The 25,660-nt window shown below is 72.5% G+C and carries 9 protein-coding genes; 1 reads left to right on the top strand and 8 read right to left on the bottom strand.

The features are described from left to right. Window positions 1–16 precede the first annotated feature (16 nt). Window positions 17–268 (top strand): acyl carrier protein, encoded by a 252-nt coding sequence (locus tag DL990_RS13440; RefSeq protein ID WP_233599138.1) that lies wholly within the window; start codon window positions 17–19, stop codon window positions 266–268. Between the two features lie 54 nt (window positions 269–322). Here the strand turns inward: DL990_RS13440 and DL990_RS13435 are convergent, their stop codons facing one another. The 8 genes from DL990_RS13435 to DL990_RS13400 all read right to left on the bottom strand — a co-directional run bounded on the left by DL990_RS13435 (window position 323) and on the right by DL990_RS13400 (window position 24,871). After that, window positions 323–1,261 carry an ACP S-malonyltransferase gene (locus DL990_RS13435; protein WP_125798843.1) on the bottom strand — a complete coding sequence of 313 codons (939 nt, stop codon included), beginning with the start codon at window positions 1,259–1,261 and terminating at the stop codon, window positions 323–325. 72 nt (window positions 1,262–1,333) lie between these two features. Continuing rightward, complete coding sequence (locus DL990_RS13430; RefSeq protein ID WP_125783296.1) at window positions 1,334–2,233, bottom strand: proline iminopeptidase-family hydrolase; 900 nt, start codon at window positions 2,231–2,233, stop codon at window positions 1,334–1,336. After that, window positions 2,230–8,076 (bottom strand): type I polyketide synthase, encoded by a 5,847-nt coding sequence (locus DL990_RS42295; RefSeq protein WP_125798842.1) that lies wholly within the window; start codon window positions 8,074–8,076, stop codon window positions 2,230–2,232. Before DL990_RS42295 ends, DL990_RS13430 begins: the two co-directional genes overlap by 4 nt. A 7-nt stretch (window positions 8,077–8,083) precedes the next feature. Continuing rightward, complete coding sequence (locus DL990_RS13420; protein WP_125798841.1) at window positions 8,084–12,796, bottom strand: type I polyketide synthase; 4,713 nt, start codon at window positions 12,794–12,796, stop codon at window positions 8,084–8,086. Between the two features lie 20 nt (window positions 12,797–12,816). Continuing rightward, window positions 12,817–21,993 carry a type I polyketide synthase gene (locus tag DL990_RS13415; RefSeq protein WP_158632610.1) on the bottom strand — a complete coding sequence of 3,059 codons (9,177 nt, stop codon included), beginning with the start codon at window positions 21,991–21,993 and terminating at the stop codon, window positions 12,817–12,819. A 45-nt stretch (window positions 21,994–22,038) separates the two neighbouring features. Next, a complete protein-coding gene (locus DL990_RS13410; protein WP_125798839.1) occupies window positions 22,039–23,418 on the bottom strand; it encodes an NAD(P)/FAD-dependent oxidoreductase in 1,380 nt (459 codons plus the stop codon). Beyond that, on the bottom strand, window positions 23,415–23,645 hold the full coding sequence (locus tag DL990_RS13405; protein WP_233598764.1) for a ferredoxin: 231 nt from the start codon (window positions 23,643–23,645) through the stop codon (window positions 23,415–23,417). Before DL990_RS13405 ends, DL990_RS13410 begins: the two co-directional genes overlap by 4 nt. Continuing rightward, window positions 23,642–24,871, bottom strand: coding sequence for a cytochrome P450 (locus DL990_RS13400; protein WP_125783286.1), 1,230 nt, complete (start codon window positions 24,869–24,871; stop codon window positions 23,642–23,644). Before DL990_RS13400 ends, DL990_RS13405 begins: the two co-directional genes overlap by 4 nt. Between the last annotated feature and the right edge of the window lie 789 nt (window positions 24,872–25,660).

Raw genomic sequence — 25,660 nt, 5'->3', positions numbered from 1 at the left:
GCGAAAGGCGACAAATATGATGTGGGACAAGCGGTTCGAGGAGATCTTGCGCGGCTACCTTCCCTTCCTGTCCGACGGAGAGGCGCTCACCCCGGAGACCGCCCTGCGCGATCTCGGGCTGGACTCGCTGGCCATGGTCGAGCTGCTGGCCCGCCTTGAGCAGGCCTACGAGACGCGTTTCGTCGACGACGCGCTGACGCTGGCGACCTTCGAGACCGCGGGCAGCCTGTGGTCGACGCTGCAGCGGATGGCGGGCGTCGCGGCGTGAGCCGAGCGGCGAGCCGTGGCGGTTCGGCCGCCATGGCTTGTCCGGCGCGCGGCCTCACACCGCCGCACGCCTGCGCTTGGGCTGCATGGCCCTGGTCGGGTCGGCCGACACGACGGTGAAGCTTTCCGTGGTCACGCCCACCCGGCCGAACAAGGCGTCCTGACCGCACACGTACACAGTGGACACACCGACCCCGGTCAGCGCGCCGACGACGGCGGGCCATTGGACCGGCCTGGTGAACCCGTCCAGCAGCATCGCGCGCACCTGCGCCCCGGTGGTGAGCACGGTGCCGTCCTGGTCCGCGACCACCGCGACGGCCGGGTCCGCGAAGTCCAATCGGGACAGAACCTCGTCGTCGGCCTTCATGGCCAGCCCGGTGAAGGCGGCACAGTGCATCGGCGGGCGCATCTGGTACAACGGCAGCCCGCCCGCCGCGCGCAGCCTGTCGCCCAGCCACTCCACGCGGCTCTCGGACAGGGTGAGCATGGCGAAGTCCTCGTCGACCCGACAGGACAACTCGTACCAGGCGCCCGCGTCGTCGAGTTCGGCGGTGATCTCGGCGAGCCGGTCCGGCGGGGTGCGGGCGAAGGATTGGGTCACGGCGTCGGCGTGCTCGACGGCGAAGTACTCCTTGAGGCAGCGGGCGAACTCGGCGGTCAGCCAGACCGCGTCGGAGGTCGACAGCGCCCCGGAGTAGGCGGCGGCCGCCTTGCCGCCGAAGCTGGGGCCGGTGCAGTAGTCCGGACTGACGCCGAACTCGCTCTCCGCCCAGGCCGCCATCGCCAGACAGTTGACCAGAAAGGCGATCTGGGCTTCGGTGCTGTAGTCGCCGTCGGCTTCGGAGAACCGGTCCACCAGCGAGTAGCCGAGCCGGTCGTCGGCGACGGCGACCAGGTCCCGGGCGCTGGGATGGACCACCATGAACCTGGCGACATCGGCGAACCTGGTCGGTCCCATACCGGGGAAGACGAACGCTGCGCGGTCGGTTGCCATGCTCGTCAGTGTCGGCCGCGCGCGCGTGCTCGGACACCCCTACCGGTCCCTAAGTGGTCACCACTGAGCCTTTCACCCCAGTCCCTTCAGGTACTCCAGCATCACCTCGGTGAACCGCTCGGGCTCCTCCAGGTGGGGAAGGTGGCTGGACTCCTCGAAGAGCTCCCACCGGACGTCCGGGATCAGCTCGGCATACGGGCGCACGGTGACGGGGGTGGCCTCGTCGTGCCTACCGGAGAGCACCAGGGCCGGCACAGCGATCTCGGGCAGCTTGTCGACCACGCCCCAGTCCTTGAGCGTGCCGTTGACGTGAAACTCGCTGGGGCCGTTCATGGTGAAGTAGACGGTCGGGTCGTTGTAGATCTCGTAGAAGGACGCCTGGTAGTCGCGCGGCCATGGGGTGAGCCTGCATACGTGGCGCTCGTAGAAGACGCGCATCGCCTCGTGGTACTCGTCGCTGCTGGTCGTGCCGGCCGCCTCGTGCTCGCGCAGCGTCTTCTCGACGCCTTCGGGCAAGGCTGCGCGGAGAACGTCCATCTCCGCGAGCCACAGCGGGTAGGACGCGGGCGCGTTGGCGACGACGATGCCTTTGAGGCCGACCGGTTTCGCGGCGGCATGCTCGGCGACGAGGAGGCCACCCCATGACTGTCCGAAGAGGACATAGTTGTCGGCGATGCCGAGCGCTCGCAGGAGATTGTCGAGTTCGGCCAGAAACAGCTGGACGGTCCAGAAGTCGGCGCCCCGGTCGGGCAGGTGAGTCGATCCGCCGTTGCCGATCTGGTCGTAGTGCACGACCGGCCAGCCGTGCTCGGCCAGGTCGGCCATCGACAGCAGGTAGTCGTGGGTGCTTCCCGGACCGCCGTGGACGACCACGATCGGCGGCGGGCCCGCGGTCAGGTCGCCGGTGACCCGGTACCACGTCTTGTGCTCGCCGAAGGCAATCCGGCCTTTCTTGCTGGCGGCGACGGTCATGTGCTCCTCTTCCCGATCCAGTCCTCGATCACCCGGGCGGTCGCCTCGGCGTCTTCCTCGACGATGGTGAAGTGCGTTGCGGGGACCGTGCGCAGCTCGTGCGCCGGGTCCCACGGCAGCGCGCGCCAATCGTCGCCCGCGTCGCCGGGCACGAACGAGCGGCCCGCGCCGACGAACAGGACGGGCGCGGCGACGGGGTCGAGGGTGAAGTGGGGCAGCAGGTCGAAGTAGCGGGTCATCGCCGACAGGCTCGCGGTGTCGAACAGCCCGAACTCCGAGTCGCGCGCGACGAGCGCGCGGCTCATCTCGTCGAAGACTCCTGAGCTGACTCCACCACCGTCGACGCGGTAGGAGTCGATCAGCACCAAACCGTCCGGGCCGGCACCTTCGCGTTCGAGCCGCGCGGTGATCGCGTTGGCCATGAGACCGCCCGATGAATAGGCGAGCAGCACGTACGGCTCGCCGTCGGCGGCGCGCAGGATGGCGTCGGCGAGCACCTCGACGACCGCTTCGGCCGACTCGGGCAGGGCGTCGCCCTCGGTGAATCCCGGTGTCGGCAGGGTGATCACCGGGCGGACACCGCGCAGCGGGGCGGCGAGCCGGGCGTGCTGATGCACGCCGCCGGTGGCCATCGGGGTGCTGAGGCAGATGAGTTTGGGGTGGGCCGGGCCGTCGGCGAGGTGGACGGGTCGCAATCCCAGGTCGGCATCGGAGGTGAATTGGGGGCGTAGGTCGGCGACCGCGCGCAAGAGGGCAAAGCCCGCCGTCGAGCGGCCTTCGAGGATGGCCTGGCGAAACAGGGCGCTCACAAGGTCTTCAGTGGACGGTCGCGGTGTCGGCTCGCCGTCGGCGAAAGCGCCTGCCAGCCACGTGGCCAGGCCCGCGGGCGCCTTGGTGTCGAACACGACCATGGGCGGGAGGGTCAGGCCGGTCGCCGAGGCCAAGGCGGTGCGCAGTTCCATCGCGCTCAGCGAGTCGAAGCCCGCCTCGAGGAAGTCGCGCTCGGCATCGACGACGTCCGCGTCGGGATGGCCGAGGACGGTGGCGGCGCGGCGCAAGACCAGGTCGAGCAGTTCGCGTTCGCGATCGCCGTCGCTGAGTGCGGCCAGGCGTCGGCGAAGCTGGATCGGGTCCTCGCCCGGGGTGCGCGCCGGGCGGGCACGGACGATGCCGCGCCACAGCGGGGGCAGATCGTCAACGCGGGCCAGTGCGGCGAAGTCCAGGCCCATCGGGACCACGGCGGGCAGGTCGACGGCGATGGCGCGGTCGAACAGCGCCACTCCTTCGGGCTCCGCCAGCACACGGCCACCGCTTCCGGTGATCCGGTCGTTGTCGGTCTCGGTCAGGTGGTCCGCCATGCCGTCGGCCCAGAGTCCCCACGCCAGCGAGTGAGCGGGCTGGCCGTTGGCGCGGCGATGGGCGGCCAAGGCGTCGAGGAAGGCGTTGGCGGCGGCGTAGTTGGCCTGGCCGGGGTTGCCGAGCACGCCCGCGGCGGAGGAGAACAGCACGAACGCGTCGAGGTCGGTGGTGAGCTCGTGCAGGGCCATGGCGGCGTCGACCTTGGGCCGCAGCACGCGGTCCAGGCGATCCGGGGTGAGTGCGGGCAGGGTGGCGTCGTCGAGGACGCCTGCGGCGTGGACGACCACCCGCAGCGGGTGGGCCGGGCCGATGGCGGCCAGGGTGGCGGCGAGGGCGTCGCGGTCGGCGACGTCGCAGGCGGCCGCCGTGGCTTTCGCGCCGAGTTCGGACAGCTCCGCCAGCAGTTCGGGCATACCGTCGGCGTCCGGGCCACGCCTGCTGACCAGCAGCAGGTGGCGGACGCCGTGGGTGGTGACCAGGTGGCGGGCGAAGAGCTTGCCGAGGGCGCCTGCGGCGCCGGTGAGGAGCGTGGTCGCCGCCGGATCGAACGTCGGGATGTCGGCGGGGACGCTGGGCACCCGGGCGAGCCGGGCGGCATGGGCCTTGCCGTCGCGGACGACGACCTGCGGTTCTCCGGTGGCGACGGCGATGGCGATTCCGGCGAGTTCGTCGACGTCGGCGAGGACGAACCGCCCCGGGTTCTCCGACTGGGCCGAGCGGACGAGGCCCCAGACGGCCGCGCCTGCCAGATCGGTGACGTCCTCGCCGACCGCGCCGCTGGTGACCACGACGAGCGGTACGGGGTCGTCGTAATGCTGGAGGTGGGCGAGCACGGCGTGAAGGGTGGTGTGGACGTCGCCGGGTTCGACGATCAGCACCCGGTGGTCTCCTGCCGCGCCGATCGGCTCGACCGGGGTGAAGACGACGTGGAACAGGGAGTCCGGGGCCGCCGGGTGGATGCGGCGCAGGGCCAGACCGTCGACGGTCGCCAGCGGTTGGCCGTCGCGGCCGGCGATGGCCAGGGATACCGCGCCGTCGCCGGTCCGGCGAATCCGGACGCGAGCGGCGGTGGCGCCGGCGGCGTGCGCGGTGACGCCGGTCCAGGAAAAGGGCACGCGGGGTTGCCTGCCTTCGGGGCCAAGGGCGATCGCGTGCAGGCAGGCGTCGATGAGGGCGGGGTGGAGGGTGAAGCCGTCGACGTCGACGTCGTCGGGGAGCTCGACTTCGGCGTACACGTCCTGGCCGGACCGCCAGGCGGAGCGCAGGCCACGGAAGGCTGGACCGTAGTCGAGGCCGTCGTCCGCGAGGTCGTCGTAGAGGGTGTGAAGGTCGATGGGGTCAGCGGCGGGGGGCCAGTCGGTCAGGGGCTCGCCGGTGGCGGTGGCCGTGGTGAGGAGGCCGGTCGCGTGGCAGGTCCAGGGCGCGTCGGGCTCCGGTCGGGAGTGGATGGTGACCGTCCGGCCAGGTGTGGTGACGACGCGGAGGAAGACGGTGCCGCGCTCGGGCAGGATCAGCGGGGCGTCGAGGGTCAGCTCCTGGATCGTGTCGCCGGCGGTGATGGCGAGGTCGACCAGGGCGGCGCCGGGGACGAGGACCGTGCCGCCGAGGGCGTGGTCGGCCAGCCACGGGTGGGTGGCGAGGGAGAGTGCGCCGGTGTGGACGACTGTGCCGTCTTCCGGAGCGACGACTTCAGCGCCCAGCAGCGGATGGCGTGCCGGGTCGACGCCGATCGCGGCGAGGCCGCCGATGTCGGCGCCCAGCCAGGAGTCGGCGAGGAAGCCGACCGGGTCCAGCCAGTAGCGCCGGCGTTGGAAGGCGTACGTCGGCAGGGGGGTCAGTGCCGCGTCGGTGAACAGGGGGCTCCAGTCGACAGCGGCACCTGCGGTGTGGAGGTGGCCGAGCGCGGTCAGGAAGGTCGCGGGCTCCGGCCGGTCCCGGCGCATTGTCGGCGTGCTGACATTCGCTTCGACGGTCTGCGACGCCATCGCGGTGAGCACGCCGTCGGGGCCGAGTTCGAGGAAGCGGGTGGCCCCGGCGTCGCGCAGAGCGCGGACAGCGTCGGCGAAGCGGACGGGCTCGCGCACCTGGCGGACCCAGTAGGCCGGGTCGAGCAGTTCCTCACCCGCGCGCTCGCCGGTCACCGTGGAGACGAGCGGCCGGTTGGCGGGGCTGAGGGTGACGCGGGCCAGGACGGCGCGGAAGTCGGCCAGCATCGGGTCCATCAGCGGCGAGTGGAACGCGTGCGACACCGCGAGCGTGGTCGTCTTGCGGTCGGCGAAGTGAGCCACCAGGTCGGCCACGGCGTCCGCATGGCCGGAGACGACGACAGCGGCGGGACCGTTCACCGCGGCGATGACCACGCGGTCTGAGCAGTGGGGGGCGACTTCGTCCTCAGTGGCCTGGATGGCCGCCATCGCGCCGCCCTCCGGGAGGGCACGCATCAGCCTGCCCCGGGCGGTCACGACCGCGGCGGCGTCGGCCAGGGTGAACACCCCGGCGACGTGCGCGGCGGCGAGCTCGCCGATGGAGTGCCCGGCCAGGAAGGCTGGGGTGACGCCGAAGGATTCGACCAGCCGGTACAGCGCGACCTCGACGGCGAACAGGCATGGTTGGGCGTAGCCGGTGTCGTCGAGCAGCGCCTGGTCATCGCCCCAGATGACGTCCCGAAGCCCGCGGTCCATGTGTTTGTCCAGTTCGGACACGACACTGTCCAGCGCGGCGGCGAACACGGGGAACGAGTCGGCGAGCCCCCGTCCCATGCCGATCCGCTGGGCGCCCTGGCCGGTGAACAGGAACGCGATCGCGCCGCCGGAGCGGGCCGGGACCGACTCGCCGAGCGCGGTCAGGCCACGGACGAGTTCGTCTCGGTCGGCCCCGACGACGACAGCGCGGTGGTCGAGCCGGGCTCGGCCGGACAAGGTGTAGGCGACGTCGGTCAGCATCGGATCAGCCGAAGAAGTGGGGTATGCGGGCCTGACCCCTCGGCCACCCGGCGCGCGGTCGTCGAGCGCGGGGTCCGCGTCGGTCACGGTCAGGTCCGACGACGACAGGTGAACGGCGAGACGGTTCGCCTGGGCGCGGAGCGCGGTCGCGTCCTTTCCGGACAGCAGCAGGGGAACGACGGGCAGTGGCCGGGTGGGCGCGCGCTCGGTGTGCGGCGCCTGTTCGAGGATCACATGCGCGTTGGTGCCGCTGATCCCGAACGACGACACCCCCGCCCTGCGCCGGCCGTCGGGCCATGGCAGGGCTTCCGTCGCGAGTCGGACCTTGCCTGCCGTCCAGTCCACGTGCGAGGTCGGCTCGTCCACGTGCAGTGTGGGCGGAACGATGCCCTTCCCGATGGCCTGGACCATCTTGATCACCCCGGCCACCCCCGCCGCCGCCTGGGTGTGACCCATGTTCGACTTCACCGAGCCCAGCCACAGTGGTGCGGATCGGTCCTGGCCGTAGGTGGCGAGCAGGGCCTGCGCCTCGATCGGGTCACCGAGAGTGGTCGCCGTTCCATGAGCCTCGACAACGTCCACCTCGGAGGCGACAAGGCCCGCGTTCCGCAGTGCCGCGCGGATCACCCGCTGCTGCGCGGGGCCGCTCGGGGCCGTCAAGCCATTCGACGCGCCATCCTGGTTGACCGCGGAGCCGCGGACGACGGCGAGTACGGGGTGGCCGAGACGCTGGGCGTCGGAGAGGCGTTCGACCAGCAGGACGCCCGCCCCTTCGCCCCAGCCGGTGCCGTTCGCGCCCGCCGCGAATGAGCGGCAGAGACCGTCTGGGGACAATCCGCGCTGACGGCTGAACTCCACGAACGTCTCCGGGGTGGCCATGACGGTCACGCCGCCGACCAACGCGAGAGTGCACTCCCCCGCCCGCAGCGAGCGGGCCGCGAGGTGCATGGCCACCAGCGATGACGAGCACGCGGTGTCGAGGGTGACCGATGGACCGGTCAGTCCGTACACATAGGACAGCCGGCCTGCCACGACCGAGCCGGTGTTCGCGTTGGCCGGGTAGTCGTGGTACATGACGCCGGCGAACACGCCGGTGTCGGTCCCCCGCAAGGAGAGGGGGTCGATGCCCGCGCGCTCGAAGGCCTCCCAGGAGACCTCCAACAGCAGCCGCTGCTGCGGGTCCATGATCCGGGCCTCGTTGGGGCTGATGCCGAACAGTCCGGCGTCGAAATCGGCGGCGTCGTGCAGGAAGCCGCCTCGGCGCACGTAGGTCGTGTTGGGCCGCTCACCCGTCGGGTCGAATAGGCGTTCGACCTCCCAGCCGCGATCGGAGGGAAAGTCGGAGACGACGTCGACGCCGCCGGCCACGACACGCCACAGGTCTTCCGGCGAGGCGATCCCGCCCGGGTAGCGGCAGCCCATGGCCACGATGGCGATGGGCTCGGCAGCCGCGTCGGTCAGCTCGCGGTTGCGAACGCGCAGCCGCTCGGTCTCCTTCAGCGAGGCCCGCAGTGCCTCGACCAGCCGATCGTCAGCGGTCACGACCCGATCACCCTTCCTGCAAGCCGAGTTCGGAGTCGATGAAGGCCAGCACATCGTCGGCGGAGGCCGACGCGAGGTCGACATCGACGGGCGCGGCGAGGGAGTCGGCCAGCGCGCGCAAGCGGGCGGCGATGCGGTCCCGCTCCCCCGCCGCCGGCGGGGATTCCGCCAGCCGCTGCCGCATCCGGTCGAGTTCACCGTCGAGATCGACGGCGTCGTCCTCGGCCAGTCGGGCGGACAGGAACCCGGCCAGGGCGGTCGGGTTGGCGTGGTCGAAGACCAGCGTGCTGGGCAGGCTGAGCCCGGTGGCCGAGCCGAGCCGCCCGCGCAGGTCGACCGCGGCGACGGAGTCGAACCCCAGGTCGGTGAAGGACCTGGCGGTGTCCAGCGCGCTCGGGTCGTCGTAGCCAAGGAGGGCGGCGACGTTGGTGCGCACCAGGTCCAGCACGGTCCGCTCCCGGTCGGCGGGGCTCAGCCCGGCCAGGCCCGGGTCGACGGCGGGCTTGTCGTCGGCGATGGCCGCCTCGGGGATGCCGTCCAGCAGCGGGTGCGGGCGGGACATGCGGAACGTCGGCGCGAACCGGGACCACTCGAAGTCGGCGACCACCAGGTCGGTCTCGTCGTGATCGAGCGCCTGCCGCAGCGCGCGGACCGCGAGCCGGGGCGACATCGGCGGAGCGCCGACCCGCCGGGCGGCCGCCGCCACCGCGCCGTCGACCATGCCGCCCTCCCACGGACCCCAGGCGATCGCGGTCGCGGTCAGGCCGCGGGCGCGGCGCGAGTGGGCAAGGGCGTCAAGGCAGGCGTTGGCGCTGGCGTACGCGGCCTGGCCGCCGCTTCCCCACACCGCGGCGCCGGAGGAGAACAGTACGAACGCCGACAGCGGGCGGTCGCCGAGCAGGTCGTCGAGCAGCAGCGCTCCGCCGACCTTCGCGGCAGCGACGTCAGCGAACTCGTCGATGCTCTGCCCTGTCACCGGTCCCAGGTGCTGCATGACGCCCGCAGCGTGGAAGACGGCGGTCGGCGGCTCGGGTAGCCCGTCCAGGAGTGCGGCGACGGACGCGCGGTCGGCCATGTCGCAGGCCGCGACGGTCACCTTCGCGCCGAGCCCGGTCAGCTCGGTGACCAGTTCGTCGTCGGCGAGGCCGCGCCTGCTGACCAGCATCAGATGGTCCGCGCCGGCGGCGGCCAGGTCACGGGCAACGTGGGCGCCGAGTCCGCCGGTGCCGCCGGTGATCAGGGTCAGGCCGTCGGGGGTCCACGTCCGGACCGGGGGTGCGCCGTCGAGCGGGGCGCGCTCCATGCGGCGGGCGTACAACCCGGACGCGCGCACGGCGACCTGGTCCTGGGTCCCGTCGGCGATGGCCGCGAGCACGCGGGCAAGGGTGTCCGGGCACGTGGCCGCGGGCAGGTCGACGAGGCCGCCCCAGGTGTCGGGGTGGTCAAGCGCCAAGCCCACGCCGAGGCCCCACAGTCCCGCGCGGCGCGGGTCGACGGGCTCGTCGGTGCGCTCGGCCGCGACCGCGTCCTGGGTGAGGCACCACAGGCGCGCGGTGATCCCGGTGTCCGCGAGGGCCTGCACGAGGGCGACCGTGCGCAGGGTTCCGGTCGCCACGCCGGGGCGGTCGGCGGCGTGCTCGAGAGCGAGCAGGGACAGCACACCCGCGAACGGCCCGGACGGCAAGGCGATCGCGGACCGATCGGCGGTGTCGACTGAAACGACCACAGTGGACAACCCGCGAAGGCCGTCGACGAACTCACGGGGAAGCCCGGGCGGGACGACCACGAGCCAGGTCCCGTCCGGCGTGGCGGGCGCTTCGGGAACCGGACGCCACACCACCCGGTACCGCCAGCCGTCCACAGTCGACTCTTCTCGATGCCGTTCTCGCCACCGCGTCAGCGCGGGCAGCACCGCCCGCCACGCCTCGGGAGCGACGTCGAACCGCTCGGCGAGCACGTCCGCGTCGGCGAGGGCCACGGCCGACCAGAACGAGCCGTCGACCGGATCGGCGGTGGCGGGCGAGGTCTCCCAGAAGTGCCACGAGCGCTGGAAGGGATACGTGGGCAGTTCGACCCGCCTCCCGGGGCACGCGGCGGCCCAGTCGACCCGGGTGCCCGCGACGTGGGCGGCGGAGAGGGCGGTCATCAGCTGCGCCGCCTCGGCGTGGTCGCGGCGCATCAGCGGGGCGACCACGGCGCCGGGAGCGCAGTCGGGCACCGTGGCCGAGAGCGCGGCGTCCGGGCCGACCTCGATGAACGTGCCGACGCCCTGCTCGGCCAGCCACGCGACCGCATCGCCGAAGCGGTCGGCGGCGCGGGCCTGCCGCACCCAGTGCTCCGGCGATGCCAGGTCGGCGGACCGGTCCCCGGTGACCGTGGAGACGACCGGGATGACCGGCTCGGCGTAGGTCAGGCTCGCGGCGAGCCGGGCGAACTCGGCCAGCATCGGCTCGATCCGCGCGGAGTGGAAAGCGTGGGACACGGCGAGCCGCTTGGTCTTGTGCCCGTCCGCGTCGAAGTGCGCTTTCACGGCGAGCACGGCGTCGACGTCGCCGGAGACCACTGTGGACATCGGACCGTTGACGCCTGCGACGGTGGCCCCGTCGACCAGCACGGAAAGCACCTCGTCCTCGCCTGCCTGGATCGCGACCATCGCGCCGCCCTCGGGCAGTGCCTGCATCAGCCTGCCGCGGGCGGCGACGAGCGCGGCCGCGTCTGCGAGGCCGAGCACCCCGGCGGCGTGCGCGGCGGCGAGTTCGCCGACCGAGTGGCCCGCGAGGTAGTCCGGCCGCACGCCCCACGCGGACAGCAGCCGGAACAGGGCCACCTCGACGGCGAACAGCGCGCACTGGGCGTATCCGGTCTGGTTCAACCGCTCCGCGGCCTCGCCCCAGATCACCTCGCGCAGCGGACGGTCGAGATGCGGGTCTATCGCCGCGAGTGCGTCGTCGAACGCGGCGGCGAACTCGGGGTAGGCCCGGTGCAGCTCGCGGCCCATGCCGATCCGCTGCGCGCCCTGGCCGGTGAACAGGAACGCGGTCAGCCCGTCCGGCTGGACGACCCCGCGCGCCAGGCCCGGTGCGGGCCCGTCGGCGGCGAGCGCGGTCAGCCCACGCACCAAGTGGTCGCGGTCGGCCGCGATGACGACGCCACGACATTCCATCTCCGCGCGAGTGGTGGCCAGCGAGTACGCGATGTCCTCCAGTTCGACATCGCGGCCGGCGCGGTCGGCGAGGTGGGCGAGCAGCCGCTCGGCCTGCGCCCGCAGCGCGGCCGGACTCCGGGCGTGCAACGGGAAGGCCAGCGTGGCGCACGACCGGGGTTCGCGCTCGGACACCGGCTCCGCTTCAGGCGCCTGCTCCAGGATGACGTGGGCGTTGGTTCCGCTGAGCCCGAACGACGACACGCCCGCGCGGCGCGGGCGCTCTCGGTCCGGCCACGGGATCGAGGTGTCGAGCAGCCGGATGCCGCCGGCCGTCCAGTCCACTTTGGACGTTGGTGCGTCCAGGTGCAGGGTCCGGGGCAGCACGCCGTGGCGCAGCGCGCCGACCATCTTGATGATGCCGGACACGCCCGCCGCTGCCTGCGCGTGCCCGATGTTCGACTTGACCGACCCCAGCCACAACGGCTGGTCGGCGGGCCTGCCCTGGCCGTAGGTGGCCAGCAGCGCCTGCGCCTCGATGGGGTCGCCGAGCACAGTGCCGGTGCCGTGGCCCTCGACCTCGTCGACCTCGGCCGCGGCCAGCCGCGCGTCGGCGAGCGCGGCTTCGATGACCCGCCGCTGGGACGGACCGTTGGGTGCGGAGATGCCGTTGGACGCGCCGTCGGAATTGACGGCGGTGCCGCGCACGACCGCGAGCACGGTGCGGCCCTCGCGCAGGGCGTCGGTGAGGCGTTCGACCAGCAGCAGGCCGACGCCCTCGCCCCAGCCGGTGCCGTTGGCGGCCGCGGCGAAGGATTTACACCGGCCGTCCGGGGCGAGACCGCGGTCCTGGCTGAAGCCGACGAAGGCGTCCGGTGTGCTCATGACGGTGACCCCGCCGACCAGGGCGAGGTCGCAGTCGCCCGCGCGCAGCGACCGGGCGGCGGTGTGCAGGGCGACCAAGGAGGACGAACAGGCCGTGTCGATGGTGACCGCCGGGCCCTCCAGGCCCAGTGCGTAGGCCACGCGTCCGGAGACGACACTGCCGAGGGCGCCGATGCCGCGCTCGCCGTAGGGCGCGCGACCCGCGTAGTCGTGGTAGGCGACGCCCGCGAACACCCCGGTCCGGCTTCCCAGGAGGGAGGTCGGATCGATGCCCGCGCGCTCGACGGTCTCCCACGCGACCTCCAGCAGCAGGCGCTGCTGCGGGTCGGTCTCGCGAGCCTCGCGCGGGCTCATCCGGAAGAAGTCGGCGTCGAACTCGCCCGCCTGGTGCAGGAATCCGCCGTTGACGGAGTACGTACGGCCAGGCGTGGCGGGCTCTGGGTGAAACAGCGCGGCGGCGTTCCAGCCGCGGTTCTCCGGGAACGCGCTGATCGCGTCCCCACCGGAGTCGACCAGCGCCCACAGGTCCTCGGGAGTCTCCACACCGCCCGGGAACCGGCAGCCCATCGCGACCACCGCGATCGGCTCGTGGGCACGCTCCTCCGCCTCCCGCAGCCGCAGCCGGGTCTGCCGGAGGTCGGCCGTCGCGCGCTTCAGGTAGTCCCTGAGCTTGTCGTCGGCGTCGCTTGTCATGGGAAGAACCACCGTTTCCTTCAGGACAGGCCGAATTCGCGATCGAGGGCGTCGAACAGCTCGTCGTCGGTGGCGCTCGCCAGGTCCGCGTCGGGTTCGGCGGGAGCGCCGCGGTCGTCGCGAAAGCGACGCAGCATCGCCTCAAGGCGGGCGGCCACCCGGTCGTGGTCGCCGTCGACCGGGGTCAGCGTGGCGAGCGCGGCGTCGAGGCGGTCCATCTCCGTCAGCACGGACCGCATCGGGTCGGTCGGGGCGATGAGCCCGTCGGCGACCACCCCGGCGACGCCGCGGGCGGTCGGGTGGTCGAAGACGAGCGTGGCGGGCAGGTCGAGGCCGGTCGCCTCGGACAGCCGCTTGCGCAGTTCGACCGCGGCGAGCGAGTCGAAACCAAGATCGGTGAACGGGTCGTCCGTGCCGACCGCGTGCGGGCCGTCGTGGCCGAGGATGTCGGCGACCTGCCCGCGCACGGCGTCCAGCACGACGCGGTCACGTTCGCCGTCGGTCAAGCCGTCGAGCCGGTCCCGCAACGACATCGGAGCCGGGGCGCTCGGTACCTCGGCGCGGGCGGCGATCTGGTCCAGTACCAGCGGCATGAGCACCGGGTCGGGCCTGCGGACCGCATCGTCGAAGACGGCGAGCGCCTGGGCGGGGGCAAGTCCGGGCGAGCCGTCGACGCTCCACGGGCCGAGCGCCAGCGACAGGCCGGGTAGCCCGGCGGCGGCGCGGTGGCGGACGAGCGCGTCTTGGAAGACGTTCGCCGCGGCGTATACGGGCTGGGCCGGGCCGGGGAGCAGACCGGCGGCGCTGTAGACGAGGACGAACGCCGACAGGTCCATGTCCCGGGTCAGCTCGTGCAGCCGCCAGGCCCGCTCGGCGCGCGGAAGCACCACGGTGTCGACGACCGCGTCGTCGGCCGCTGGGTCGGCCGCCCCGTCGGTGTGGATGACGCCCGCCAGGTCGGGCAGCTCCGGAAGATCGTCGGAGATGCGGACTTCGGCGCCCGCGGCGGTCAGTTCCGCCACGAGGTCCGGGGCGGGCGGGCCGGTGAGGATCAGCTTGCGTACTCCGTGCGCGGCTACGAGGTGTCGGGCGATCAGCGCGCCTGGACCGGTTGCGCCGCCGGTGATGAGGACCGTGCCGCCCGTGCGCCAGGGCGCGGGGTTCGCGTTGTCGGGCGCGGGAAGCAGGCGCGGGGCGAAAACACGGCCTTCCCGCAGGCCCGCCACCGGCATGCCGGTCATGGCGACGGCGGAGAGCAGGGCGTCGCTCTTGTCGTCGGTGTCGAGCAGCATGAACCGGCCGGGGTTGGCGTCCTGTGCTGACCAGCAGAGACCCCAGAGCGGCCCCTGCGCCAAGGTGATCGGGCTGTCCTCGATAACGACGCCGCGGTCGGTGGCGATGACGAGCTTGGCGTGGGCGTAGCGGGGGTCCGACAGCCACTCGTCCAGCACCTCGTGCACCTCGCGGGCCACCGCGGTCGCGGCTTCCGCGGGCGTCCCGTCCGCGTGGGGGCAACGGTAGATGACGACGGCAGGCACGGTGTCGAGCCCGCGTGCCTCCTCGATGGTGACCAAGTGCGTGCCGTCCGGGGCGGGCGGGTCGGCGAGGACCTCCCACCGCAGGCCGAACAGGGACGGGGCGGGCGAGTCGTCGGGCACGGCGACCTCCTCGGGGGTGACCGGGCCGGACACCACGGATTCCACGGTGAGCACGGGCGAGCCCATGGCGTCGAACACGGCGACGCCCACACCGTCGTCGGGCGGCGAACTCCTCCGAACCCGGGCCGGATGTGCGCCCGGGGAGTGCAGGACGACCCGGCGCCAGCGACGAGCGATGACGCCGTCCCCGGCGAGCACGGCGTCGAGCACGGCGGGGTGTAGCCCGTACCCCGACGGGTCGATGCCGTCGGGAACGTCCACGTCCTCGCCGGTCAGGTCGACGGGCGCGTCGTCCGCGGCGGCGAGCGTGCCCACGGCGTTGCGCACCCATGACCCGCCTTCGCGGCGGGAGTGCAGGGAGACCGGCCGGACGCCGCTTTCCCCTGCCGCTCCGACCGCGACCTGGACCGCGACCAGGTGGGCGGTGACGAGCGGCCGCTCGACGGTCAGCTCGGCGAGCATGGGAGTGTCCACATAGGAACCCGCGTGCAGGGCCAGCTCGACCAGGCCTGCCGACGGGAACACGGGCACGCCGTGCACGGTGTGGTCGGCCAGCCACGGCTGGTTGGCGACGCCCAGCCTGCCGGTCAGCACGACCCCGCCGGTCTCCGGCAGGGTGACGACCGCGGCGAGCAGCGGGTGCAGGGCGGCCGTCTGCCCGACGGCGGTCGCGTCGCCTGCCGCTTGCGCCTCCAGCCAGAACTCCCGGTGCCCGAAGGCGTAGGTGGGCAGGTCGACGCGGCGGGCGCCGCGGCCTGCGAAGAACGCCTGCCAGTCGACGGCGTGACCGCGGGTGTGCACAGCGCCCACGGCCGTCACGACAGCGTGTTCCTCACCGCGGTCGCGGCGCAGGGCGGCGATGAATCCGCCCAGGTTCGAGTCGGCGCCCATAGCCGTGAGGACCGCATCCGGTCCCAGTTCGAAGCCGGTGCCCGTGCCGAGACGGTCCACGGCGGACAAGGCGTCGGCGAACCGCACGGGCTCGCGGACCTGGCGAACCCAGTAGCCCGGGTCGTTCCAGTCCTTGAGCAAGTCACCGGTCACCGTCGAGACGATCGGCACGGCGGGCTCGGCGAACTCCACGCCCGCGAGGACGGCGGCGAACTCGTCGAGCATCGGTTCCATCAGCGGCGAGTGGAAGGCGTGCGAGACCGCGAGCCGCTTGGCCTTGCGGCCGTCGGCGACGAACCGTGCGGTGATCTCGGCGATCGCGTCGGCCTGCCCGGACAGCACGACGGAGGCGGGCCCGTTAACCGCGGCGACGCTCACCTGGTCGGTACACAGCGTCAGGGCCTCGGCCTCGGTCGCGGTCAGCGCGACCATGGCACCGCCCGGCGGCAGCGCCTGCATCAGCCTGCCGCGGGCGGCCACGACGCGGGCGGCGTCCGGCAGCGTCCAGACACCCGCGACGTGCGCGGCGGCCAGCTCGCCGATGGAATGCCCGGCCAGCAGGTCCGGCGTCACGCCCCAGGACCGGAACAACCGGTACAGCGCGACCTCGATGGCGAACAGGGCGGGCTGGGCGAACTCGGTGCGGTCGAGGGTGTCCTGGTCGTCGCCCCACACGACGTCGCGCAGCGGCCGGTCCAGATGGCGGTCCAGCTCGGCGACGACGGCGTCGAACGCCTCGGCGAACACCGGGAACACGGCCGCCAGCTCCCGTCCCATGCCCAGGCGTTGGGCGCCTTGGCCGGTGAAGAAGAACGCGAGCCCGCCGGTCGTGACCGGCTCCCCCGTCGTGACCGCGTCGAGGCCACGCGACAACTCCTCCCGGTCCGCGCCGACGACGACGGCACGGTGGCGCATCGGAGTGCGGGTGGTCGCCGCGGCGAACGCGACATCGAGCGGACGGTTCTCGGCCAGCGGCTCGCGGAGCGCGGCGGCCTGGCTGGCGAGCGTGTCCGCGGTCGGTGCCGAGATGACCAGTGGCACGACGTCACCCACTGGGCGGGCCTGCAGGCCCAGGAGAGTGAACGCGGTGTCGAGCGCCCGCGGGTCGCGGCTGCTGACGGCCGGGACGAAGACGCCGTTTTCCACGCTGGCGGGTCCCGCCGCGGACAGCACGGCTTCGGGCCCCAGCTCGACGAAGCGGGACACGCCCTCGGCGGCGAGGGTGCGCAGGGCGCCGGCGAAGCGGACGGTGGCGCGGACTTGGCGCACCCAGTAGTCGGGGTCGCACAGGTCGGTGGCGATCTTGCCGGTGACCGTCGACACCATCGGGATGCGCGGCTCATGGAAGGTCATCGACCGCGCGACCTCGGCGAGATCGGCGAGCATCGGCTCCATGAGGGCGGAGTGGAAGGCGTGCGACACGGCGAGGCGCTTGGTCTTGTGGTCCTTGAGCGCCGCGCGCGCCGCCTCGACGGCCGCTTCGGCGCCCGCCAAGACGACGGCGTCGGGGCCGTTGACTGCGGCGAGCGCGAGGTCCGGTCCGCACAGGTGCGCCACATCGGCCTCGCTCGCCTGGACCGCCAGCATCGCGCCACCCGGCGGGAGCGCGCCCATGAGTCGTCCACGCGCGGCGACGAGGCGGGCGGCGTCGGGCAAGGTCAGCACTCCGGCCACGTGCGCGGCGGCCAGCTCGCCGATCGAGTGCCCGGCCAGGAAGTCCGGCGCGGCGCCACGCGACTCCAGCAGCCGGTAGAGCGCGACCTCGATCGCGAAGATGGCGGGCTGCGCGTACTCGGTGCGGCCGAGGGCGGAGTCGTCGTCGCCCCACATGACGTCGAGCAGCGGGGTCGCGAGGTGGTCGTCCAGTTCGGACACCGCCGCCGTGAAGGCGGACGCGAACTCCGGGTACCGGTGGTACAGGTCGCGGCCCATGCCAAGGCGCTGGGCGCCCTGTCCGGTGAACAGCAGCGCGAACCGGTCGAGGGCGTCGGCCTGCTCGATGATGACATGGGCGTTGGTGCCGCTGATCCCGAAGGACGACACCCCCGCGCGCCTGGCCCGGTCGGCGTGGGGCCATGGCTGTGGCTCGGCGAGCAGGGCGACCGCGCCCGATGTCCAGTCGACCTCGGGGGTGGGCTCGGTCAGGTGCAGGGTGCGCGGCAGGGCGCGGCGGCGGATGGCCTCGACCATCTTGATCACACCGGCGACCCCGGCGGCGGCCTGGGTGTGGCCGATGTTCGACTTGATCGAACCGAGCCAGAGCGGCTCGGTCCGGTTTTGGCCGTAGGTGGCGAGCAGGGCCTGCGCCTCGATCGGGTCGCCGAGGGTCGTCGCGGTGCCGTGCGCCTCCACAGCGTCCACATCGGAGGGTTCGAGCCCGGCGTCGGCCAGCGCCTGAGTGAGCACCCGCTGCTGAGCGGAGCCGTTGGGGGCGGTGAGCCCGTTGGACGCGCCGTCGGAGTTGACGGCGGTGCCGCGGACGATCGCGAGGATCGGGTGGCCGTGCCGCCGGGCGTCGGAGAGGCGTTCGATCAGCAGCAGGCCCGCGCCCTCGCCCCAGCCGGTGCCGTCGGCGGCGGCGTCGAAGGAGCGGCAGCGGCCATCCGAGGAAAGCCCGCGCTGGCGGCTGAACTCGATGAATGTGTCCATGGTGGCCATGACGGTCGCACCGCCGACGACCGCGAGCGAGCACTCGCCAGACCGCAGCGAACGAACCGCGAGGTGCAGCGCGACCAGCGACGACGAGCACGCCGTGTCCAGCGAGATCGCGGGCCCCTCCAGGCCGTAGTTGTAGGCGAGGCGGCCGGAGACGATCGAGCCGATCGCACTCGCCAGCGGGTAGTCGTGGTACATGACGCCGGTGAAGACACCGGTGTCACTGCCGCGCAGCGTGGCCGGGTCGACACCCGCCCGCTCGAACAGCTCCCAGGACAGCTCCAGCAGCAGCCGCTGCTGCGGGTCCATGCCGATCGCTTCGGCGGGCGAGATGCCGAAGAAGGCGGGGTCGAAGGCGCCGGCGTCGTGCAGGAACGCGCCGCGGCGGGTGTAGGTGCGGCCGGGGGTGCCGGGCTCGGGGTGGTAGCGGCCGTCGACGTCCCAGCCACGATTCGCCGGAAACGGGGAGGTCGCGTCGACACCATCGTCGACCAGGCGCCAGAGGTCTTCCGGCGAGCGCACGCCGCCCGGGTAGCGGCACGCCATCGCGACGATGGCGATCGGCTCGTCGGTCTTGGCGGTCACGACGGCCTGGCGGGCGACTGGAGGCGCGCTGATCCGGTCGCGTAGGTGCTCGGCGACGGCGCGGGAGCTCGGATGGTCGAACACGAGGGTGGCGGCCAGCCGCTCCCCCGTGTCCGTCTGGAGGCGGTTGCGCAGTTCGACGGCGGCGAGGGAGTCGAAGCCCAATTCGGAGAACGCGCGATCGGGCTCGACGGCGTCCGTGGTCTCATGTCCCAGCACGGTGGCGACATGGGCGCGGGCGATGTCGAGCAGAGCCCGGTCGCGGTCGGCGCCGGTCAGCCCGGTCAGCCTGCGGGCCAGGTCGGAGTCGGCGGTCTGGGTCTGGCGGGCCCGGACCAGGTCACGGAGCACCGGCTGACTCGCTCCGTCGGCGCGCAGTGCCGGAATGTCGAGCTTGAGCGCGAGGACGACCGGGGTGTCGGCACGCAGAGCGCCATCGAAGAGCGCCAGACCATCCTCTTGGGACAGTGCGGGGAAGCCCTGGCGGCGCAGCCTGCTCAAGTCGGTCTCGGTCAGGTGCGCGCCCATGCCGTCACCCGCCCAGAGACCCCAGGCGATGGCGGTGCAGGGCAGGCCCTGTGCGCGACGGTGCGCGGCGAGGGCGTCGAGGAATACGTTCGCGGTGGCGTAGTTGGCCTGGCCCGCCGCGCCGAGGACGCCGGCGGCCGAGGAAAAGACCGCGAAGACGGCGAGGTTCTCGGTGAGTTCGTGCAGGTGCCAGGCGGCGTCGGCCTTGGCGGCCAGCACGGCGTCGAGCCGTTCGGGTGTCATCGACTCGATCACCCCGTCATCGAGGACGCCCGAGCAGTGCACGACGCCGGTCAGCCGATCGATGCCGCCTAGCAGCGCGGCGACCGCGTCCCGGTCGGCGAGATCGGCGGCGGCGATGGTGACCTCCGCGCCGAGCGCGGTCAGGGCGTCGCGGAGTTGGCCGGCACCGGGGGCGGCGGGGCCGCGGCGGGAGACCAGGTGCAGCCGTGTCACACCGTGCGCGGCGACGAGGTGGCGGGCGACGACCGCGCCGAGTCCGCCGGTGCCACCCGTGACGAGAATGGTGCCGTCAGGGTCGAGCCGTGGGGCCGAGTCGGTGGGCGCGCGGCGGGCTGCCCTTGGCACCCGGACCTCGCCCGCGCGCAGGGCGAACTCGGGCTCCCCGAGCGCCAAGGCGTCGTGCAGGGCGGCGGTGGACTCGGCGGAGCTGTCGGTGTCGACGAGGACGAACCGGCCGGGGTGTTCGGCTTCGGCGGCGCGGACGAGTCCCCAGATGGGCGCAAGGGCGGGGTCACCGGACTCGGCGGGGCCGGCCGCCATGGCCTCGGCGGTGATGACGACGAGACGGGCGGCGTGATCTTCGGCCAGCCAGCGCTGGACGAGCTCGAGAACGCGGGCGGCGCTCGCCCGGACGGCGTCGGGGACAGCACCGCCGGACCGGGTGATGGGACAGAGGACAAGCTCGGCGTCCGGGACCTCGGTGTAGCCGGGGAGTTCGAAGGGGTTCGCCTCGTTCAGCGAGGCCAGGCGGAGGGAAGCGGCGGGCTCAGGCAGGGGGACGGGGTTCCAGACCAGGCCTAGCGGGGCGGTGGTGGAGCGGCCCGCGGCGATTCGGTCGGCGGTGACCGGGCGGGCCGACAGCGAGGTCACCGACAGGACCGGGCGGTCCGCCTCGTCCACCGCTGTGATCTCGGTCTTGTCCTGCCCAGCCGGGGCGAGGCGCACGCGCAGAGTGGTCGCGCCGGTCGAGTGGGCGGTCACGCCGTGCCAGGCGAACGGCAGGACCGGCCCGCTGTCCGGGCCCGCGACCAGGTCGGCGTGGAGGGCGGCATCGAGCAAGGCGGGGTGCAGCACGCACCGGACCGCGTCGGGGTGGGTCCACTCGGGAAGGGAGACCTCGGCGAACAGAACATCGTCCTGTCGCCACAGGGCGCGCAGGCCCTGGAATGTGGCGCCGTAGGCGTAGCCACGCTCGCGCAGCAGGTCGTAGGCGTCGGTGAGCTCGAGGCGCTCGCCGCCGGGCGGGGGCCAGGCGATCGCGGCGGGGACGTCGGCGGAGCGGGAGGTCAGGGTGCCGACGGCGTGGCGTACCCACGCACCGTCCGCGACGCGGGAGTGGATGGCGACGGTGCGGCCACCGTCGGGCTCTGGGGCGCCCACCATCACCTGTAATCGGACGGACGTCACGGCGGGCACCGGCAGCGGCGCCTCCAGGGTCAGCTCCGCGAGCGTGCCCGCGTCGAGGCGTTCGCCCGCGCACAAGGCCAGTTCGACGAAGGCGGTGCCTGGGAGCAGCACCGTGCCCAGCGCGGCGTGGTCGGCCAGCCATGGGTGGGTTCGCGTCGCGATGTCGCCGACGAAGAGGTGGCCCGTGCCGTCGGCCAGCTCGGCGACGGTGGCAAGCAGCGGGTGGTCGATCGAGTCCGCCCCGTTGACGGCACGGTCGCCGCGCGTCGCGTCCATCCAGTAGCGCTTGCGCTGGAATGCGTACGTCGGAAGGTCGACCGGCACCGCGTCGGCGCCCGCGAACCAGGCCGGCCAGTTCACGGCGACGCCCTTCACCCACGCCTCGGCAAGCCCGGTGAGCAGGTCGGAGCCTGCTCCGATGACCAGGTCGGCACGGGCTTCGGCCAACGCGTCCGCCCGGCGGGACGGCTCGTGCAGGCCGCGGTACCAGTGGTCGGCGTCGAGGGTGGCCTTCTCCTCCCCTGCCAGCCCGGAGTACAGCGGAATCCGGCCTGTCGTCGTCCGCACCTGGCCCAGCAGCACCGACATCGCCTCGCGCACCGCGACCGTGGCACCCGCGCCCGCGGCGACCATCTTCGACCGCACGACCGCGATCCGCGCACCGTCCGAGAGGGACAGAAGGCCGGCGACACAAGCGGCGGCGACCTCACCGGAACGGTCGCCAAGGACGGCGTCGGGGACGACACCGAACGACCGCCACAGTTCAGCCAGCGCGACCTGGACGGCCCACGTGGCGACGCCGGCCACGTCCGGGGAGTCCGCGCCCGACCGCAGCACCCGCTCCAGGTCCCAGTCGACGACGTCGGCCAGTGCCCGTCCGCACTCGGCGATCCGCGTGGCGAACGCCGGGTATGCGTCGAGCAGCGCACCCGCGTTCACCGGTTCCCCGTCGGAGTAGTCGATGAGGACCCGAGGACGGTCTGCCACGACGCCGGCGATGACGCCGGGCCGGCCGGCGGCCACCGCGTCCAGCGAGGCCAGCATTTCCTCCGGATCGGACCCGATCACCGTGGCGCGGTGCCGCAGCGCCGACCGGCTGGTCAGCGTGAGCCCGACATCGACCGGACGGAAGATGTCGCCGGTGAGGTGCTCCCGCAGCCGGGCGGCCTGCCCGCGCAGCGCAGCCGCACCCGCCCCCGACACCACCCAGGGAAACCGGTCACCGCCCACGGGGCACCCCCTTGGCATTCATTGGAAAGTGGACAACCGGAAACGTCACAGAAGGTCGCCGAACTCCGGGAAGTTCGCGACGGCGGCCTCGGCGGTCAGCGGCGCCGCGGTCGGCCCGCGCTCGATCAGCTCCAGCAGGCGGGGCGTCATCATCTCCGCCTGCGGCGTGATGAGCGTGTAGACGCCGAACAGGGCGTTGGCGACCTCGGGCTCGCTGAGCGCGGTCTGCGCCATCCGGGCCAGGAAGTCCAGTTCCTGCTGACTCGGCGGCGGCGACGGCCGCCGATTGGTGCGCACGTCGGGGAAGGCGAGGTCCTGATCCCCCGCCATCGCCCACGGCGTCTCCACCCGGGCGGCTATCGCGGCCTGCGCGGCGGCGGCCAGCCCTGGCTTGACGCCGATACTGTCCAGCTCGTCGCGCAGCGCCAAGGCTTCCTGGGCCGCAACGGACATGCCGTGCGCGTACACCGGGTTCAGCGCGGCCAGCGCGTCGCCGAGCACCACGAAGCCCTCCGGGCCATCGATCCGCTCGAAGTGGCGCCGCCGGTTGACGGTGCCGCGGTAGGGCGCCACGTCGGTGATCGGCTCGGCCTTGGCGAACAGCTCGGCGATGAGCGGGCTCGGCAGCGACCGGGCGAACTCGACGAAACCCGCGTCGTCGGTCGGTGGCTCGCCGCCGCGGGTGCCGGTCATCGTGACAATCCACCGGTCGCCCTCGATGGGGAACAGCGTGCCGCCCCGGCCGGGCTCGCCGGTCCCGGCGCGCGGCTGCACCAGCACAGCGGGTAGTTCCGGGCTGGTGCCCTTCGGCGCGGTGAACAGCCTGGTCGCGTAGGCCAGGCCGGAGTCGACGAACTCCTCGTCGACCGTGTCCACCCCCAGCTCGGCCAGCCACTCCGGCGCCTTGGAGCGCCTGCCGGTCGCGTCGACGACGAAGTCGGCGGGCAGCACCCGCTCCACGTCGTCCGCCCCGGACACGCGGGCACCGGTCACCCGTGCGCTGTCGCCCGTGAGGCCGACGACGCGGGTGGCGGGGACGAGGCTGATCTTGGGGTCGCGCAGCACCCGGTCGCGCACCACGTGGTCGATCAGGTCGCGGCTGCACACCACGATGTACGAGGGGCCCTCGTGGCGGGGGAACCAGCCACCCGCGGAAAGGGTGAGCATGGCCCACGGCATCCCGCGCCGGTTCGCGCCTCCGGCGACGAGCGCGTCGACCAGGCCGGGCACGAGCGCGTTGAGCGCTTCCACGCCGCCCGCCATGAACATGTGGCTGTGCTTGCCCTGCGGCAGGCCGCGACGCGGGGCGGGCTCGGCGGGGAACGTGTCGCCGTCGACGACGGTGACGGTGTCGCAGTGGCGGGCCAGCGCCGCGGCGGCGAGCATCCCCGCCAGTCCACCGCCCAGCACGACGGATCCGGTCATGGTCGGGCTCCCTCTGATTCGGCCGCGCCGCGCAGCAGGATCGCCGCGACGGGGCACACGTCGACCGCCTCTTCGACGGCCTCACGCTGGTCTTCGCCGGGATGGTTGTCCCGCACGACGACCCGTCCGTCCACTTCGGACTGACTGAATACCTCGGGGGCGGCGAACACGCAGGAGCCGGTGCCGACGCACCGCTCGCGGTCCACCTCCAGGTGCGGCCGGCTCACCAGGTCACCGGCAACGCGTACATGCCATAGACGAGCGCGTCTTCCTTGAACGACAGCTCATCGAACGGCGCCGCGAGGCGCAGCCCGGGGATTCGGGCGAACAGCGTGTTGAAGACGATCTCCAACTCCAGCCGGACCAGGCTCGCGCCTGGGCACTGGTGCACGCCGCCGCCGAAGGCGACATGGCCGCGGGTGTCGCGGTGGATGTCGAAGGTGTCGCCGTCGGGGAACACGTCCTCGTCGCGGTTGGCCGAGCCGTAGAGCAGCACGACGCCCTCGCCCTCGCGGATCAGCACGTCACCGATCTTCGTGTCGGCGGTGGCGACCCGGCCGCTGGCGGAATCGTTGATGCTCAGATAGCGCAGCAGCTCGCCGATCGCCTTCGGGGTGAGCGACGGGTCGCGCTTGATCTGGTCCAGCTGGTCGGGATGGCGCAGCAGGGTGAGCGTGCCAAGGGAGATCATGTTGGCGGCGGTGTCGAAGCCGCCGAACATGAGCATGCGGGCGATGGCGACCATCTCGTGGTGCTGGAGTTCGCCGTCCTCCCTGTTCTTGCCGATGATGCGGCTGAGCAGGTCGTCAGTGGGGTGGCTTGCCTTCTCGGTGACCAGCTTGTCCAGGTGCGCTTCCATGCGCGTCTGGAGGTGGTCGAGGGCTTCGGCGTCGATGCCGCGGGTCATGGTGGCTTCGGCGTGCCGCCGGAACATGGCCGAATCCTCAGGCGGGGCGCCCATCAGCTCGGCGAACAGCAGGGTGGGGACGGGGACGGCGAGGGCCTGGACCAGGTCGATCGGGCCGCCGTCGGCCAGCATCGCGTCGATGCGGTCGTCGACGATCTGCTGCATGCGGGGGCGGAGGTCCTGCATGCGCTTGACGGTGAACTCCGGGATCAGCAGGCGCCTGCGGACCGTGTGGGCTGGGGCGTCGAGGGCGAGCAGGGGGAGTTCCACGTTGGCGAGGAAGTCCTCGGAGAGGGGGACCTGGTGGGGGTAGCCGGGGTTCTTCCAGCTGGAGCTCATGGTGGGGCTGTTGAGGACGTCCTTCACCAGGTCATGGCGGGCCACCACCCAAGCGGGCTTGCCGGTGACCGGCATGCGGACTCGCTTGACCGGCTCTTCGGCGCGGAGGCGGTCGTACTCCGGGGTGCCGCTGAATGGGCACTTGCGGGCCAGCGGGAAGGTAGGCAGATCGCTGATGCTGGGATCGACGTTGGCGAGATCAGTCATCGTTGCCTTCTCAGTCAGGGATTCCCGGTGTGTGCGAGCCATGAACGACGCTATTCGCGTAGTGGCGGTGTCCCCACCCCTAAGTGCCCCTAGGGCCTCCGCTTGGCGTGGCGCGGGCGCGTCGCTCGGGTGGTGATTCGGCGTGGCGCCGAAGGATCTTGTTTCTTGTTTCGTGCGGTGACGATGCCGGCTGAGGCCGCGAGCATTTCGCTGACTTCAAGGTAGCCAGGAAGCCTTCATGGCGAGGTTCCGGACCGCCACGGGAGCCGGCCCCGTGCGGAGTGTCCAAGGACAGGGGGCCGCTGGGTGGTCGTGAGTGTCATGTGTCGTTCTAACGCAATGCCACTCAGCTTGAGTTGATCATGAGCGGGGATCTTCAGCGGCCGCAGGTCAAGCGCTCGGTTGCCCTGCCTGACGGGAGCTGCCACGCCCCCGAGCGTCCATTGTGGACACATTTCCTTGACTGAATGTCCGATTGATGACGAAATGGGCGGCTTTGTCAAGGGGTCGTGAGTGGCAAAGGTCGTTCTAACGCTCATTGCCACTCACGACCCCTGCACGCAGCCGCGCAAAGCACCCAAATCGGGCACACGGATCTCGATCGGTGTCCCGTGTGGACAGTCGCACGCCGGGTCCGCTGCCGGTGACTTATCCGGCTTGATCAAGCAGACCGGCGGCCACTGAAGACCCCCGCTCATGATCAACTCAAGCTGAGTGGCATTGCGTTCTAACGACCCGAAACACTCACGACCACCCAGCGGCCGCGTCGCGAAAGCCACTTTCGGGACA

It is taken from the genome of Amycolatopsis sp. WAC 01416, assembly GCF_003947485.1.
Classification (GTDB): domain Bacteria; phylum Actinomycetota; class Actinomycetes; order Mycobacteriales; family Pseudonocardiaceae; genus Amycolatopsis.
This window is presented reverse-complemented; position numbering and strand designations above follow the sequence as displayed.

Excerpts from the sequence above, each read along its gene's own strand:
- DL990_RS13440 (WP_233599138.1), top strand. The coding sequence starts at position 17 with ATGATGTGGGACAAGCGGTTCGAGGAGATCTTGCGCGGCTACCTTCCC.
- DL990_RS13435 (WP_125798843.1), bottom strand. The coding sequence starts at position 1,261 with ATGGCAACCGACCGCGCAGCGTTCGTCTTCCCCGGTATGGGACCGACC.
- DL990_RS13430 (WP_125783296.1), bottom strand. The coding sequence starts at position 2,233 with ATGACCGTCGCCGCCAGCAAGAAAGGCCGGATTGCCTTCGGCGAGCAC.
- DL990_RS13420 (WP_125798841.1), bottom strand. The coding sequence starts at position 12,796 with ATGACAAGCGACGCCGACGACAAGCTCAGGGACTACCTGAAGCGCGCG.
- DL990_RS13410 (WP_125798839.1), bottom strand. The coding sequence starts at position 23,418 with ATGACCGGATCCGTCGTGCTGGGCGGTGGACTGGCGGGGATGCTCGCC.
- DL990_RS13400 (WP_125783286.1), bottom strand. The coding sequence starts at position 24,871 with ATGACTGATCTCGCCAACGTCGATCCCAGCATCAGCGATCTGCCTACC.